This is a genomic window from Vibrio sp. THAF190c (assembly GCF_009363355.1).
GTDB classification, from domain to species: domain Bacteria; phylum Pseudomonadota; class Gammaproteobacteria; order Enterobacterales; family Vibrionaceae; genus Vibrio; species Vibrio fortis_A.
The window spans coordinates 1,604,970-1,621,098 of the sequence record NZ_CP045338.1 but is presented as its reverse complement, the minus strand read 5'-3'; the positions used below and the strand labels follow the sequence as shown (position 1 = coordinate 1,621,098).

Annotated in this window: 18 protein-coding genes; 3 read left to right on the top strand and 15 right to left on the bottom strand. The window is 42.9% G+C overall.

The features are described from left to right. Window positions 1–66: 66 nt before the first annotated feature. The 9 genes from FIV04_RS07215 to ccoN form a co-directional block, all read right to left on the bottom strand. A complete protein-coding gene (locus tag FIV04_RS07215) occupies window positions 67–813 on the bottom strand; it encodes an FNR family transcription factor (RefSeq protein ID WP_032549065.1) in 747 nt (248 codons plus the stop codon). Window positions 814–899: 86 nt separating this feature from the next. Beyond that, window positions 900–1,574, bottom strand: coding sequence for a sulfite exporter TauE/SafE family protein (locus FIV04_RS07210; protein WP_152468691.1), 675 nt, complete (start codon window positions 1,572–1,574; stop codon window positions 900–902). Beyond that, on the bottom strand, window positions 1,571–1,753 hold the full coding sequence (ccoS, locus tag FIV04_RS07205; RefSeq protein WP_152468690.1) for a cbb3-type cytochrome oxidase assembly protein CcoS: 183 nt from the start codon (window positions 1,751–1,753) through the stop codon (window positions 1,571–1,573). The genes FIV04_RS07210 and ccoS overlap by 4 nt, the downstream gene beginning before the upstream one ends. Beyond that, entirely contained in the window at window positions 1,753–4,125 is a 2,373-nt protein-coding gene (locus FIV04_RS07200; protein WP_152468689.1) for a heavy metal translocating P-type ATPase metal-binding domain-containing protein, read from the bottom strand. The genes ccoS and FIV04_RS07200 overlap by 1 nt, the downstream gene beginning before the upstream one ends. A gap of 3 nt (window positions 4,126–4,128) precedes the next feature. Continuing rightward, window positions 4,129–4,608 (bottom strand): FixH family protein, encoded by a 480-nt coding sequence (locus FIV04_RS07195; protein WP_152468688.1) that lies wholly within the window; start codon window positions 4,606–4,608, stop codon window positions 4,129–4,131. 85 nt (window positions 4,609–4,693) lie between these two features. Continuing rightward, the gene (gene ccoP, locus FIV04_RS07190; RefSeq protein WP_032549070.1) at window positions 4,694–5,668 is read right to left on the bottom strand and encodes a cytochrome-c oxidase, cbb3-type subunit III; all 975 of its coding nucleotides are present in this window, start codon (window positions 5,666–5,668) and stop codon (window positions 4,694–4,696) included. After that, window positions 5,668–5,841: a CcoQ/FixQ family Cbb3-type cytochrome c oxidase assembly chaperone gene (locus FIV04_RS07185; RefSeq protein ID WP_032549071.1), complete on the bottom strand. Its 174-nt coding sequence runs from the start codon at window positions 5,839–5,841 to the stop codon at window positions 5,668–5,670. The genes ccoP and FIV04_RS07185 overlap by 1 nt, the downstream gene beginning before the upstream one ends. 9 nt (window positions 5,842–5,850) lie before the next feature. Continuing rightward, the gene (gene ccoO, locus FIV04_RS07180) at window positions 5,851–6,471 is read right to left on the bottom strand and encodes a cytochrome-c oxidase, cbb3-type subunit II (RefSeq protein ID WP_032549072.1); all 621 of its coding nucleotides are present in this window, start codon (window positions 6,469–6,471) and stop codon (window positions 5,851–5,853) included. A gap of 12 nt (window positions 6,472–6,483) precedes the next feature. After that, window positions 6,484–7,911: a cytochrome-c oxidase, cbb3-type subunit I gene (gene ccoN / locus FIV04_RS07175; protein WP_172974229.1), complete on the bottom strand. Its 1,428-nt coding sequence runs from the start codon at window positions 7,909–7,911 to the stop codon at window positions 6,484–6,486. Window positions 7,912–8,169: 258 nt separating this feature from the next. Here ccoN and FIV04_RS07170 point away from each other — a divergent pair, with 258 nt between their 5' ends. The 3 genes from FIV04_RS07170 to FIV04_RS07160 all read left to right on the top strand — a co-directional run bounded on the left by FIV04_RS07170 (window position 8,170) and on the right by FIV04_RS07160 (window position 11,545). Next, the gene (locus FIV04_RS07170; protein WP_152468687.1) at window positions 8,170–8,532 is read left to right on the top strand and encodes a hypothetical protein; all 363 of its coding nucleotides are present in this window, start codon (window positions 8,170–8,172) and stop codon (window positions 8,530–8,532) included. A 101-nt stretch (window positions 8,533–8,633) separates the two neighbouring features. Next, window positions 8,634–9,818, top strand: coding sequence for an FIST signal transduction protein (locus tag FIV04_RS07165; protein WP_152468686.1), 1,185 nt, complete (start codon window positions 8,634–8,636; stop codon window positions 9,816–9,818). Next, the gene (locus tag FIV04_RS07160) at window positions 9,818–11,545 is read left to right on the top strand and encodes a response regulator (RefSeq protein ID WP_152468685.1); all 1,728 of its coding nucleotides are present in this window, start codon (window positions 9,818–9,820) and stop codon (window positions 11,543–11,545) included. Before FIV04_RS07165 ends, FIV04_RS07160 begins: the two co-directional genes overlap by 1 nt. 420 nt (window positions 11,546–11,965) lie before the next feature. On the opposite strand, the gene FIV04_RS07155 is transcribed toward FIV04_RS07160, so the two are convergent. The 6 genes from FIV04_RS07155 to FIV04_RS07130 all read right to left on the bottom strand — a co-directional run bounded on the left by FIV04_RS07155 (window position 11,966) and on the right by FIV04_RS07130 (window position 16,125). Further along, window positions 11,966–13,195 (bottom strand): zonular occludens toxin domain-containing protein, encoded by a 1,230-nt coding sequence (locus tag FIV04_RS07155; protein WP_253895386.1) that lies wholly within the window; start codon window positions 13,193–13,195, stop codon window positions 11,966–11,968. A gap of 113 nt (window positions 13,196–13,308) precedes the next feature. Then, window positions 13,309–13,698 (bottom strand): DUF2523 family protein, encoded by a 390-nt coding sequence (locus tag FIV04_RS07150; RefSeq protein WP_152468683.1) that lies wholly within the window; start codon window positions 13,696–13,698, stop codon window positions 13,309–13,311. 8 nt (window positions 13,699–13,706) lie between these two features. Continuing rightward, window positions 13,707–15,230, bottom strand: coding sequence for a virulence factor TspB C-terminal domain-related protein (locus FIV04_RS27100; protein WP_216651668.1), 1,524 nt, complete (start codon window positions 15,228–15,230; stop codon window positions 13,707–13,709). A 148-nt stretch (window positions 15,231–15,378) separates the two neighbouring features. Then, window positions 15,379–15,606 (bottom strand): major capsid protein, encoded by a 228-nt coding sequence (locus FIV04_RS07140; RefSeq protein ID WP_152468682.1) that lies wholly within the window; start codon window positions 15,604–15,606, stop codon window positions 15,379–15,381. Window position 15,607: 1 nt separating this feature from the next. Next, window positions 15,608–15,829: a hypothetical protein gene (locus FIV04_RS07135; protein ID WP_152468681.1), complete on the bottom strand. Its 222-nt coding sequence runs from the start codon at window positions 15,827–15,829 to the stop codon at window positions 15,608–15,610. Between the two features lie 14 nt (window positions 15,830–15,843). Then, window positions 15,844–16,125: a single-stranded DNA-binding protein gene (locus FIV04_RS07130; RefSeq protein WP_152468680.1), complete on the bottom strand. Its 282-nt coding sequence runs from the start codon at window positions 16,123–16,125 to the stop codon at window positions 15,844–15,846. Window positions 16,126–16,129 lie beyond the last annotated feature (4 nt).

Sequence of the window (16,129 nt, the reverse complement as noted above, 5' to 3'; positions counted from 1 at the left end):
TATAGGAGGTTTTTGGAGAGAAACATGATGTAGCTCATTATTGAACTACATCATTGATATTTAGAACTATTCTTTAGAAACGCCAGCCAGTTCCATCAGTGCATCGTGATCTTCGATGGTGATATACTTACCTTTCACGCTTAGGATGTCCGCTTTTTGGAAGCGACCTAATAGACGACTGATAGTTTCGACCGTAAGACCTAAGTAGTTACCGATATCACCACGAGTCATCGTTAAACGGAACTCACGAGGGCTGAAGCCACGCTGAGAGAAACGAGTAGACAAGTTGTAAAGGAATGCTGCAAGACGCTCTTCGGCATTCTTCTTAGAAAGAAGCAGAATCATTTCTTGGTCACCTTTGATCTCGTTACTCATTAAACGCATGATCTGTTGGCGAAGCTTTGGCATCTTACCTGATAAATCGTCTAGGATTTCGTATGGGATTTCACATACCATCGATGTCTCTAGCGCTTGTGCAAAGCTAGGGTGTAGATCACCAGTAATTGCATCAAAGCCCACTAAGTCACCCGCGAGGTGGAATGCAGTGATTTGCTCGTCACCTTGCTCAGTAATCGTGTAGCTTTTGATGGTACCAGAGCGTATCGCGTAAAGAGACTTAAGCTCGTCACCCGCTTTAAATAGCTCTTGGCCCTTTTGAATAGGCTTTTTTCGTTCGATGATCTGATCTAGTTGATCCAGTTCAGATTCACTCAAAGTAAATGGGATACACAGCTGGCTAATACTACAATCCTGGCAGTGGATTGCACAGCCACCAGACTGAACACGTTTCGTCACAGGCTTTTCAGAAATCATAACAATCTTTCACTATTTGATATACGTCAATATTTTAGCATCCCTTAAGACTAAAGGATAGCAAAAAAACCGCATTTAAAGCATTGCTATACGGTATAAATGATGAGCTGAATGGCTTGGTAAGCTGTAAATAGACCGTACAAAAGGATCAAAATTGCACCACACTGCCTGAATAAATCAGCTTGTTGCAGCTTCTTGAGAAAGCCTGCGCCAAAGCCAACGGTAAGCATTGCAGGTAATGTCCCCAGGCCAAACGCAAGCATGATTCCGGCACCATTGACCCAGCTTCCAGATACAGCTGCCCAAGTCAACATAGAGTAAACCAGGCCACAAGGAAGCCAACCCCATACAAAGCCAAATGGCAGAGCATGGCTTGGTTGTTTAAGAGGAAGTAGAGATTGTCCAATAGGAGAGACGTAGCGCCATAAACGTTGCCCGACTTTTTCAAACGCTAAAAGCCCGAACCACCATTTACCGATGTACAACGCCAGAACGATCATAAACACCGCAGCGACAAGTCTTAACCAAGCTAATGCCGCGTTGAAATCGCTTAGTTGTCCTAATGACGAAACGGCGCCGCCAATCAAGCCACCAATCACCATATAACTTAATAAACGTCCGAAGTTATATAGAACAGGCGTAATAGGGGAAGGTTTTTGGGCACCGATCGAGAGTATTGACGCAATGCCACCGCACATTCCCATACAGTGGCCTGCGCCGATTAAACCGACAACAAAGGCACCAATCCAATCAGGTGTCATTTCTTGCTACTTAGTTGTTTCTTTGAAGAAGGATCGTTCGCGTCTTCGTCGAACAAAATGTTATGACCTTGACGTTCTAGGTCTTCAAATTGTTCACTTTTCACCGCCCACAAAAAGATGCCGACTGCGATACACACTAAGACGATAGCGATAGGAATGAGTATGTATAAGCTTTCCATTATTTACCTTGCTCTTTTAAAAGTCTTAATGAGTTAGACACTACAATAATAGAACTTGCTGACATGCCAACTACAGCGATATACGGTGCCACGAGGCCAGCAACCGCAAGCGGCAGTATAAGTAGATTATACCCTAATGACCACGCTAAGTTTTCACGGATGATTTTACGCGTTTTCAATGCCAACTTACGTGATTGAAGTAGTCTATCTAACTTATCACCCAATAAAACCATATCAGCCGATGCTTTAGCTACGTCTGTACCACCACCCATAGCGACAGATAGGTGAGCACCCGCCAGAATAGGAGCGTCGTTGATACCATCGCCCACCATCATAGTGATGTCTTTATCGTCACGAGAGTTAAGGTAAGCAAGCTTATCTTCTGGTTTCGCGTTCGCCACGATATCAGTGATACCGATCTCTTCTGCAACAAGTTTGGCGTTCACCAAAGAGTCACCTGTTAAAAGAGTGGTCTTAATACCCGCTTCTTTGAACTTCTGAATGAACTCAATGCTCTCTTTACGAATTGGGTCTTCATACACAAAGGTGGCGATATGTTTGTCATCCAGAGAAAGATAGATGCCGTTGCTCTGATCATTCTGCACCTGGTCAAGAATAAACTCGCTACTGCCGATAGCCACTTTGTGACCATCCCATTCACCAGTAATGCCTGAGCCAATCACATTGTTCACTGATTCTACTTTTATGTTGTCAGATTCGAAGGCTTTAAAAGCCTTAGCGATAGGGTGGTTAGCGTGTTGTTCAAGGCTAGCAGCGATTTGTAAACATGTATCTTTGTCTAGCTCTGCATGCGTTTCAGTTTGGCTAATACGGATATCGCCTTCGGTCAGTGTGCCCGTTTTATCGATAATCAGGTGGTTCACTTTACACAACGTCTCAAAAACATGCCCTTTACGCAGTAGGATGCCGAAGTTACCCATACGCGAAGTAGAACAAGTGATTGCCGTTGGCGTAGCAAGAGACAATGCACAAGGGCAGGTCGCTACCAGTACTGACAGCATGATCCAGAACGCATCTTCTGGTTTGGTTTGATGCCAATACAACCAGGTGCCAAAAGAGATAATCAGAATCACGGCAACGAAGTAACGCGCAACAATATCTGCAATTTCTGCAATACGCGGCTTAGAGAGCTGCGCTTCATCTTGCAAACGTACAATATTAGAGATAACCGAATCGGCCTTAGAGCTTTTAACTTCTAGCTCAAAAGACTCATCACCATTCAAGGTACCCGCAAAAACTGAATCACCTTGGTTTTTAACCACATGGATTGATTCACCCGTTAACATTGACTCGTCAATGTGAACGCGGCCAGAAAGTACGATACCGTCTGCAGGAATATGTTCGCCAGGTAGTACGCGGATTTTATCGCCGACTTTTAGCGTCTTAACAGGAATCTGTTCGCCATCTAATGTCGTCGCCATCGCTGGTACGAGTTTAAGCAGGTTACCACTCGCCGCAGCGGCTTTACGACGCGCTCGCATCTCTAGGAATCGTCCTAACAACAGGAAGAACGTAAACATAGAGATAGATTCGAAGAAGACTTCACCTTGCTCTGTGACTGTAGCTACCAAGCTCGCAACATACGCAAACAATAGAGCGATCGATACGGGCACATCCATGCCGAGAGTTCGACCTTTAATACTGCGCCAAGCATTAATGTAGAAAGGTAGAGCAGAATAGAGAAGAACGGGTGTAGCGAAGATCAAGCTCACCCAACGGAAGTAGTGTTTAAATTCAGGCTCAAGGTTGCCGAATACTTCAAGGTAGAGTGCGACCGCGAGCATCATCACTTGCATCGTCGCCAAACCAGCCACGCCTAAGCGGTACAAGTAGTTCTTCATCGAGCGATGGTAGGCTGCTTCTTGTTGGTCGGCCTCAAAAGGCGCCGCTTTGTAGCCAAGGGTATGAATGGCTGACAGCAGTTCACTCAGTTTTGTCTTGGTATTGTCCCAGCTAAGTAGGGCACGGTTGGTTGTCGTGTTGACACGGATACCATAAACACCATCTTGAGAGGAGACTTGCTTCTCAATCAGCCACGCACAAGCTGCACAAGAGACCCCTTCTAGTGACAATGTCACTTCAGAGGTGTTTTCTGAGTTACGAACAAACTCAAGCTGCACATCTTCATTGTCGTAATGACTCAGTGCAAGCAGCTGTTCTGGGACAAGGTCAGCTTTTTCAGCCGGTGCGGTACGATACTGGTAGTAGGAGACTAAGCCACTATCAACGATGGTTTGGGCTACAGTTTCGCAGCCCGGGCAACACATTGGACGTATAGAGCCTAATATTTCTACTTTAAAATCCGTTTCCGCTGGTACATCTTCACCGCAGTGATAACAGGATTCACTCATACTTTAGTTCTCTAGCTTGATTTTGTTTTCTAGAGGGAAGGTAATACGGCCTTGCACCAACCATTCTTCGTCATGTGGCGTCAATTCAATGAACCAAGGACCTTCAATTTCATGCTGCGTGTTCAGCACATAATCGCCTTGAGCGTTTGCTGTAAGCAACTGCGTGAAATCACGGTCAGGAAGAGTTCGGTGAACAAACATGGCACTGATCGCAGGGAAGTGCTCTAGTTTGCCTTTATCTAGTGAGATGATGATTGACTCGCCACGCTCAGAAATATCTGCTGACAAGCCTAGCTCTTTTGCTACGTTAACTTTAGAGATATCGACATTAATGCCTTTCCCTTTTTTATAGTAATCCTCAGTCACTAAGTCGACAGAGTTTTGTGTAAATACAATAACCGTTAAGATCGTCCAGACCACAACTGTCGCAGGCAACGCGATTAAGAACCACGGCCAAAACTGTTTATACCAAGGCTTTACCATAAAAAAAATCTCGAAAAAGAATAAAAAGAAGTGCTTATAAAATAAAGGAAAGACAGCCCCTAAGAAAGGGGCTGTTATTGAAATGTTACTTATTATCTGAGTTGCTTAAGCTCCACACATATGCAGAAACTAGTTGAACTTTTTCTTCACCTAGAATGTCCTTCCATGCTGGCATTACACCAGAACGGCCGTACATTACAGTTTCTGTTACATCTGCGCGAGAATCGCCGAACAACCAATCGCGGTCAGTCAGATCAGGTGCACCTACAGCAGGGTTACCTTTACCATCTGTACCGTGACACGCTGCACACACTACGAAACGAGCTTTACCGGCTTCAGCTTCACGAGCGTTAACGCTACGACCAGAAAGGCTAAGAGTGTAGCTAACTACTTCTTTTACGCCTTCTTCGCCAAGAGCGTCTTTCCAACCTGGCATTTGACCAACACGACCGTGTAGTACTGTCGTTAGGATCGCTTCCGGCTCACCGCCGTATAGCCAAGCATCGTCAGTTAGGTTAGGGAAACCTTTCTGTCCACGTGCATCTGAACCGTGACACTGAGAACAGTTTTGTAGGAACAGACGTTGACCTACTTTAATTGCTTCAGAGTCTGATGCGATATCAGGGATAGAACGAAGACCGTTATCATCGTATGCAAGTTGGTTAAACGCTTCGCCAAAGTAGTTATTAGCGTCGTCTAGCTCTTTCGCATATTGGTCTAGTCTCTTGTTCTGTTGAGCGTCAACTACAGAAGCACGAGATTGTGCTACCGAAGTAACGGTCTGGTCAGAACTCGTCCAACCTAGAACACCTTTAAAGTTACCTAGACCTGGATAAAGGATGAAGTAGATTACCGCGAACACAAGCGTGCCGATAAATAGGTAAGTCCACCACTTCGGAAGAGGGTTGTTTAGCTCACGAATACCATCGTATTCATGACCCATGTCATCACCTTCTTCAATACCCGTTTTGTTCGAGAAGCATGAGCGAAGTAAAACCGCACAACCAATGAGTGTACCGATAGTAATTACGGAAACCCAGATACTCCAGAATGTACTCATTACTTAGTCACTCCTTGTTCTTTTGAACTCGTTTCAGCTTCATCCGCAAAAACTAGGTTTGCATCGTCTTCGAAACGAGATTTACGATTCTTGCCAAATGCCCACCAAACGATGCCGATAAAACAAGCAAAAACGGTCACAGTCCAAACGCTTTGAAATGTAATAATGTCCATAGTCATTCCTTATTTCATTGCGTGGCCAAGAGATTGAAGGTAAGCAATAATTGCATCCATCTCTGTTTTGCCTTCAACATCTTGCTTCGCGTTAGCAATCTGTTCGTCTGTGTAAGGAACGCCAAATTGGTTGCGGAAGAGTTCAAGCTTCTGCTGCGTCAATTTGCCATCAAGTACATTGTCTTCAAGCCATGGGAAACCGGGCATGTTTGACTCTGGAACAAGTTCACGAGGGTCAATTAGGTGAACACGGTGCCACTCGTCAGAGTAACGGTCACCAACACGCGCTAGATCCGGACCAGTACGCTTAGAGCCCCATAGGAATGGGTGTTCCCAAACGCTTTCACCAGCTACAGAGTAGTGGCCGTAACGCTCAGTCTCAGAACGGAATGGACGAATCATTTGGCTGTGACATACGTTACAACCTTCACGGATGTAGATGTCACGACCTTCCATCTCAAGAGCAGAGTAAACACGTAGGTTATCTACAGGTTCAGTTGTCTGCTTTTGGAAGATAAGAGGAGTGATCTCTACAAGAGCACCGAAGCTGATTGCGATAACGATCAGGATTGCTAGCAAGCCAACGTTTTTTTCTACCAACTCATGGCGATTATTTGAATTTGAGCTCATTCTTAAATCTCCTTAAGCCGGTTGCGCGATAGCTTTTAAGCTAGCTTTTGGTGCTGTAACAGTTTTGTACGTGTTGTATGCCATTAAGAACATACCGCTTAGGAAGATGAAACCACCTAGGAAACGTACAAAGTAGAATGGGTAAGATGCTTCTACAGATTCAACGAAGCTGTAAGTCAACGTACCGTCAGAGTTAACTGCACGCCACATCAGACCTTGCATCACACCTGAGATCCACATTGCTACGATGTAGAAAACAGTACCGATTGTTGCCAACCAGAAGTGAACGTTGATTAGAGATACAGAGTACATACGCTCTTGACCAAATAGTTTTGGAACTAAGTGGTAAACAGAACCGATAGAAACCATTGCAACCCAACCTAATGCACCAGAGTGTACATGACCGATAGTCCAGTCAGTGTAGTGAGATAGTGCGTTAACCGTCTTAATAGCCATCATCGGGCCTTCGAAAGTCGACATGCCGTAGAAAGATAGAGAAACGATTAGGAAACGTAGGATAGGGTCGTAACGTAGCTTATGCCACGCACCAGATAGAGTCATGATACCGTTGATCATACCACCCCAAGAAGGAGCGAATAGAACAAGAGACATAACCATACCTAGAGATTGAGTCCAGTCAGGTAGTGCTGTGTAGTGTAGGTGGTGAGGACCAGCCCAGATATACAGAGACACTAGAGCCCAGAAGTGAACAATCGATAGACGGTAAGAATAAACAGGGCGTTCAGCTTGCTTAGGTACGAAGTAGTACATCATACCTAGGAAACCAGCTGTTAACAGGAAGCCTACCGCGTTGTGACCGTACCACCATTGTACCATTGCATCGATAGCACCTGAGTAAATCGAGTACGATTTAAACGCAGATACAGGAACAGCTAGGCTGTTAACGATGTGCAACACGGCAACCGTGATAATGAAGGCTCCGAAGAACCAGTTTGCTACGTAGATGTGTGATGTCTTACGCTTAATCATGGTTCCGAAGAACACGACCGCATAAGCTACCCACACAAGCGTGATAGCGATATCGATTGGCCATTCTAGTTCTGCGTATTCTTTACCAGAGGTTAAACCTAACGGTAAAGTAATTGCAGCGGACAGAATAATCGCTTGCCAACCCCAGAAGGTGAAGGCTACGAGAGGGCCACCAAAGAGACGCGTCTGACAGGTGCGTTGTACAACATAATATGATGTTGCAAACAGGGCACTTGTACCGAACGCAAAAATAACCGCATTAGTATGCAGGGGACGTAAACGACTGTACGTCAGCCACGGCGTATCAAAGTTTAGCTGTGGCCAAACTAATTGAGCGGCAATCAAAACACCAACGCCCATACCGACAATACCCCAAAGAATAGTTACTAAGGTGAACTGACGGACGACCGTATAGTTGTAGTTTTGTTCAAGCTGCTTTTCTTGGCTCATTTGCATGCTTCCAATTTCTTATTTACTACACTTTACTTCCAACACGACTCACGTCGTAATGCCACCCAAATCAGAAAAAGAAACTCAGACTATTCAGAACTTTATTTCCGCTTGCTGATTTTAAAAAAAAGTGGCATTTTCAACGCGACACTATACTTGAATTAACAAATCAATGACAGAGTAGTAACCTTACGGTTGGTCAGGAAATGTATTTTTATTTAAAAACTTTGAACTTTGTAACAAGGAGTAAAGGATAAAATGGCAGCACAAAAGCTCACAAAAGGCAGGCTTGTACAAATTATCGTCATGTTGTCTATTTTATTAGCTGCATTTACTTGGAGAACAGTGACATACGAAAATAACGAAACGGTCGACTGTATTCTTTCTACGCCGTGTGAAATTACTATTGATAAATATAATGTTAGAGTTTCAAGTGATAATCACAACTATTTAATCGAAACATCTGAAAGTAACAAAATTGATATTAGCTATGAGGGAGGCGGGTCTTTAGTCACGAAAAGTCCATCTTCTTGGTTACTTACAACCGATGAACCGACGTCACAAATAACAGTCACAACCACGCAACAAGATCATAGTGTTTCGGTCACCCTCTCAAAATAGTCAATATGAGGTCGGAGGTGGCGATAAACTTGTACTAAATCAGTAAAAACTCACGCCTCAAAATGTTATAACTGAGCGATTAATAAATTAATCAAGCGTTTATGAAGTTTCTGTCTAAAGTTTCCTACTCACATGACAACGTTATCGCTGTTCAAGAGCTACTCGCGGGTTTAGAGCGAACTCATGAGATCGCTTGTCTTATCTGCTACTGCACCGAAGAGTATTCAACGTTCGCGATTCAGGAGTTGCTAAAACAGCACCTCCCAAATATACCAATTCAAGGTTGTACGACCTGTCATGGGATAATGACAGAGACTGGGTTTCATTCAGGTCCAGTTATCGGTGTATTAGCCATTTATGATTCAGGAATCAATGCATATGGCACGGGGATAAAGAGCTTCGATGGCGATGTTACCTCAAGCACCTATGATGCTATTGATATGGCATTGAAAAAGGCAGACCGAGCAGGGGAAGTACCCGACCTTATTCTTCTTCATTCAACGCCGGGCAATGAAGAAACGGTCATGGATGCGATTGATTCGAAATTCGGAACCGAAGTACCGATAATTGGTGGCAGTGCAGCTGATAATAAGGTTTCGGGAAACTGGAGTATATTTACAGAAGATCTCGTTTCTATTAATGGTGTTTCGCTTACTGTATTTTTCTCATCGCAATCTGTATATAGCTCACTCAATGCTGGACACACGCCAACTGAATTTTCTGGCACAGTAACAAAAGCGCGAGATCGTATACTCCAAGAGATCGATAATAAGCCGGCTGTTGATGTCTACAATGAATGGACCAATTATCACTTGGGAAGCTCAGATGATGGTTTTATTTTCGAACAGTCATCTGTCTATCCGCTTGGACGAAAGGTGGGCTCTTCGTATAAAACACCTTATTTCAAGTTATCCCATTCAATTAGACAAACTGAGTGTAAAGGCATTGAATTATTTACCGATATTAATGAGGGTGATGTCATTCATCTCATGCAAGGATCTAGAAAGCAGATCATTAGTAGAGCTGCCAATATCATACATTCATCCTACTTTAACGACATGGATCATGAAGAGAAACTGGGCGCGATCAACATCTTCTGCGCAGGACCGATGCTAAGTCTTAAACAAGATATGAGTGAAGTCTGCACCCAAATAAATCAAGCACTTAATGGACTTCCGTATATATGTCCATTCACTTTTGGCGAACAAGGACGTCTGTGTGGTGGCGAGAACGCACATGGTAACTTGATGGTGTCATCTGCCACATTTTATAGGTTAAAAAAGTAATGGGTACGGACAACCAAGAAGCGTTGCAAGAAGCACTTGTTCAATTAGAGAGAGCTAAGTCACGAGAGCGCAGTTTAGCTGAAGAGAATAGGGTGATCTTGTCGACAATATCTGAAATTAGTAAAGCTAACTCAATCTCGGATATATTCTCCAGCCTAGAACTAGTTCTTAAGAAGTATATAAAGTTCGATGACTTCATCGTAATTTCACGAGTCAATAATAGAGATAGTTTTAAAACGCTTCTAACTAACAATCGTGTTTACGAAAATATCTTTTGGCGAGACTCAGGAAAGCTGTCTCGTGTTATTAATGGCGAATGCACGATATTATTTGAGCCTCGAAATCTTCCAGAGTTTAGTTCACTCAACTCTATATTGCTTGATCAGATCAACTCTGTATTGATGACGGGTATCGATACAGGTTTAACCCAGTCGGTTATCGTATTCATTCACTCCAATACAAAGCACTTTAGTGTTGAAACTAAAGCCACATTGAATCGTTTCAGACCTCTAATTGAACGCGCCGTGTTCGACATTGAAAATAAAGAGAAGTTAGAAGCGACTGTTAGAGAACGTACTGCCGAGCTCATCTCTGCACGTAAAGAAGAAGAACGAGCAAACAAAGCCAAATCTGAATTCTTGGCGATGATGAGTCACGAACTCCGAACACCTCTCAATGCCATTATCGGACTGATAGAAACATTAAAGTGTTCAGAACTTACTTGTGAGCAACGCTCGATCATTCAGAGCATGGGAACATCTTCGGAACTATTACTGGCTATAATTAGTGACGTGCTGGACTTCTCTAAAATTGAATCAGGGTGTTTTTCACTGGCTCCTCAATGGAATAACGTAAGAGACACTGTAACTTTTGTATTATCCGAACAAAAGAAGATAGCAGACGCTAAAGGACTGACGTTAAATCTGTCCTGTGAAATGCCTGAAAACGAACTACATTACATAGACCAAACGAGACTTGCGCAGATTCTGTTTAACTTGGTGGGTAACGCCATTAAGTTCACAGAGCAAGGTGAAGTCAACATCGGTATTCATTACCAACAAAGCGCATTCCACATATCGGTTGAAGACACAGGGATTGGAATGAAGCCGCAACAGTTAGCTTCGCTATTCAGTCCATTTGTTCAAGCAGACAGTACCATTACACGTAGATTTGGTGGGACAGGTTTAGGTTTAGCGATTACCAAACGCCTAGTTGAGTTAATGGACGGTAGGATTGAAGTCGCGAGTGAACTCAACAAGGGATCATGCTTCAAAGTTCAATTACCAGTGTTAAGTCGATTACATCAGAACGCTGAGAAGGAAGAAATATGCTGCCCAACAGACACATGTTTCAGGGCTCAATACTCAGTGTTAATCGTTGAAGACAATCCAACGAATCAAATGGTAATCCAGCTGATTTTGTCACGACAAGGGCATAAAGTTTTCATCACAAGCAACGGAAAAGAAGCAATAGACTTTATCCAATCTGAAGAAGCACCAATAGACATTATTCTTATGGACGTTTCAATGCCGGTAATGGACGGGTTAACAACCACCAAACTGATGAGACAAAGCAACATTGACATACCAATCGTCGCACTGACAGCTCATACATCTAACGAAGATAAAGTCTCATGCTTGGATGTGGGGATGAATGATTTTGTGACAAAACCAGTAAGAACCAAAGAGATCACAGAAGCGATCGATCGTTTATTAGTAGAGTCCTAATAAACGTATTCTGAATCGAAGATTATGAATATGATTATTAGGTATTTTATGGTAAATAAACTTTCGGTTAAATTGAACTGTTTTGTCTGTAGAAAAGTGATGGTGGGGTGTGGATATAAGGAGTTACGTCTCGCTCTCACATGCTGCATTTAACATAATATACATAATACGCACTAAGACACAGGTCGCTTCAGGCAAAGAAACACGAATAGAAACAGCCAAATAACCAAGAAATGCTCCAGAATGAAATCAATCACGCTATCAATCCTCCAGTAAAACTATAACCACCGACAAACACTCAACAAAGCCTACCCAAATTTAAGAGCGGCCTAGCAGAAATAAGGGTTTTCGTTTTCCTCTCTATCACTGCTACGCTTCGCTGTTTATCGCTCAACAACCTACATCAACCCCATAAGTTCATCACGTTCGCTTATCCCTGCGGGGCTCATCACCATCTGAATCACCAAACAAGGAATTAAATTCCTCCTCATCTTCTTCATCATCGACAGGAACCCGAACATAAAACGGATTACACATGATAGGTTTGCGAACATCGCCAACAATAAGATTGGCAAGACAAGGCGCAATCGGCTCAACAACAATACCTACGTCTGACGGATGAAAGACCGCATCATCTTCTGGACGATAAAAAGCATACTCGATGTGACCTTGTGACATGACAGAACCATTTATATAAACACCTTTAGAAATACTTTCAATGTATTCATTGAGAGATGAATCCACAGGAATAGTATCGGCAGCTGGCTCTTGAGTAGGTAAAACGACATTCGCACCCTGCTCTATTTCTGGCGCTGAAACTTCAGTTTCGGGATTGGCCTGTGAATCGATAAACGAATAAACCGAGTAAACCGAGTAAAGACAAAGAAAAATCGCAAGCAAACCTGCAAGCAATATCTTTGGAAATTGAAACTTGTGAGTATGAATTTCAGCAGACCAGTAGACACCATAAAACTTGGTGTCATGAGTCATGGCCTTTTTCTTACACTGCTTCTTATCGTGGTAGTTATCAGGGTCTATACACTTGGAAGATTCAAAGCGAGTAATCTGCTTACCACCAAACGGATTATGATAATGAACATGACGGCCAACTAACTTACGTAAGTTTTGGTCTGCAAAAGTCGGATGCTGAGTAATAAAGTGAATATCGTAACCACCATGACGGTGTTTCTCTAATCGAGCAATCGCTTCTGGCTTACGAGAACCGACGGGACGAGGTGGAAAAAAGTCCTGACATTCATCAATCAAAATAACCGAAGTTGTCGGCAGCTCAAACCAAGCATTTGGATCATCAAAATGGGTAAAGTGAAGATTGCAAACCTTAACTGTTTCCCAAGCATCTGCACTATTCTTTTGCTCATCGGTCATGCAGTCCAGCAAGTTATTAAGCTGAACAAGTTGCTTCTTGTCGTAGACCTTATTAACCCAGTGAAGCCAAGTGGAAAAGTGATTGTGTGAATCAAAGTGATTACGCAAGAAAGGAACATCATCAAGAGTGACAAAGTCCCCGTCTTTATGAATTGGCTTAAGTATTTTAGTAAGCTTACGTTTTAAAGCCTTGTCTTTAAGGTTTGGAAAAAACCAACCGTAGAACCAACCAGAAAAAGAACGACACACATCCATATCTAACATCAACAACTTAATGTTGTTATAGAAATACGGCCTTTCGGGATTATGTGAATTAACAATTTCTCGGAGACTGTTAAGGCTCTTACTCGCCCCAGGCAAACCCGTTCGTAAATAAATCATGCGCCAAACCCTCCAGTTTTAGAGCCTGGAGCACTCCAAACACTTCGAGAGAATTTACCCGCTTTCAAACCTTTGATAGTCATCAAAACAAAAGCAGAACTGAGCATTAGATTCAAAGCTTTATCAACCCACATAAGACCTAAAAGCTGAGGAACCGCAGCAGGAACCCCATCCATACCAGAAGCAGCAAATTCCAAAAGACGAGACGTAAACATATTAAAACCCGTAAAGGTTGTAACACCAAAACCGAAACTCAAAGCTATTTGGGTAACGGTAGAACCAAAGAAACCTGCTATCCAAGGAAGAGCACGACCAATCCAAGTAAATAGCCAACCAAATAAAAATGATGCAATAAACCAAAGAGCATTAAGAATAGAAGTCCACATAAATTCACCTATGAATGTTTAGCAATCATTAAAAACGAAGCAATAGAAGCAGTGAGCATAAGCATTGCCCTAATATATAAAGCAAGGTCACAGAAAGGTTGATAATTTAATTCAAATGAACCCAACCCATAAGCAACATTAATTGGACTAGGACAACCATCATCAAAACTAAAGCCGTTAGATTCATCATATTTACTCAAGCTATCAGATAAAACCTGTTCGCCATTCGATAAAAGATTAGGGTTTAATTTTTCATTATTGTAGCTCTCTAAAGAATTAATTAAATCATCACCAGATGAAGTTATTTTTCTTTTAGCATCGGTTTCTACTGTAGGGTCAATTTCTGTTTCAGTCATAGACTTAATTAAGCATTTATTATCCCAAGACTGACGAGCAATAAAACATTCGTAAGCATTACCAGAACAAGAAAAACTATTAGGCTGACAGTTATTAGCAGACGCGGAAGTTTTAGAACCCTCAGCAAGCTTATCTAATTTCGTACCTAGTTCATCTAATTTAGCACCATTAGCACCGATAGCAGAACCAACACTATCACTAGACGTTTTAAGATCATTTAGCAGTTTATTAGATTCGTTAATCTTGGTAATGACCCCAGATAAATCGACAGAGCCCTCGCCGCCAGAACCGCCACCGCCAGAACCGCCACCGCCAGAACCAGAACCGCCACCGCCAGAACCACCACCTCCAGAACCGCCACCTCCAGAACCGTCACCTCCAGAACCGTCACCTCCAGAACCGCCACCTCCAGAACCATCACCTCCAGAACCATCACCTCCAGAACCATCACCACCAGAACCGTCACCACCAGAACCATCACCACCAGAACCGTCACCTCCAGAACCGCCACCTCCAGAACCATCACCTCCAGAACCGTCACCTCCAGAACCATCACCACCGGAACCATCACCACCGGAACCGTCACCTCCAGAACCATCACCACCGGAACCATCACCACCGGAACCGTCACCTCCAGAACCATCACCTCCAGAACCATCACCTCCAGAACCACCATCACCGCCAGTTGGAGGTTTTGGTGCGCCTTGCTTACAAGTAAATGAATAGTCATTTTTACTAACACAAGTACTAGAGAAATCAGTATAGAAATCAGGGTACTGAGCAGCACATGCATTACTTTGAGAAGCTACAAGACTGACCCACTGTGAACTGCCACAAAAATCGGGCTCTTCACATTTACCCGTAGTTTCACTCAGAGTTGTACCTTCTGGACAACTACTTATAAAACCACCACGAATCCAAGAGTTACCACAGCTACCCGCAGAATAAAAAGGATGAACATAACCCCCAGAAATCCACATATAATCGACGACACAAGTACCATATCCCTCTCGTTCACCGACACCCTTACAATAAGTAGCACTGTTAATAACATCACCCTTATTAACGTAACCACAGTGAGCAAGTTGACCGCTACCAAGAATTTTTATTAACCGGGCATTGGCAGAGTGAGAGAAACAAAAAAGCAAAAAGAAAACGAGTAAAAATCCCTTCACACCATCCTCCTAATTGCATCAGTTAGGACAAGAATGACGAAGATATAAAACAGGTCATTCATAGAAATGTAGACAGGCATAAAACCTCCAACGAGATCAAAAAAGGGAAGCGCGAGCCTCCCTGTTTAGTAGTCTAAAATTCAAAGGATTAGCCGAAGATGGCACCCTTAATCCATTTGTAAACAACCGCTAGACCAGCAAGGCCAATAAGAGCTTGACCAACAGAACCGATAGCAGCTGAACCATCAGTAGTGATTGCAGTCGTAGCAGCAGAAACATCGATTGCAGCATTAGAAACAGCAGAAACAGAAGATGCAGCTACAGCAACAGCGATAGACGTTTTGTTCTTTTTAAAGAACTGGATAACTTTTTTCATGTTAAGACCTATAACCTAATTGTTGGAGAACCAACTTAATAACGAAAACCAAACCATAAAGACTAGCTACAGCACCAACTATCATTGCCACATCTGCCTTTGAAATTTGGTCACTAACAACTGTCAATTCATTAGCTGTATAAAGGCTAGTAAATTGAAAAACACCATCAGCCGCTAACTGTTTAACAGCTAAATAACCATTCTCTGGATTAACGCAAAACATTAGCGGCCAAATTCCTATTGATTAACTGGGATCAAAAACATCTCGCGGCCAATTTCTAAATCGCCACGCATACCAACAACAAGAGAGTTCATACCTAAATGGTATTTACCCGCAGGCCAGAAAGGTTGACCCTCTTGAAGACGGATTTTAAATTCTTTCGGAAACTTGCCGCCAACGTGGGCGTAACCAATTTGGGACAACATGCGAAACGGCTTGTTGTTCTTTTGAGAAATACCCTCAAATACATCGATAGCTTCATTCTCTTTAAAAATTTCAATTAGTAGTTCGTTTTTCATTTGT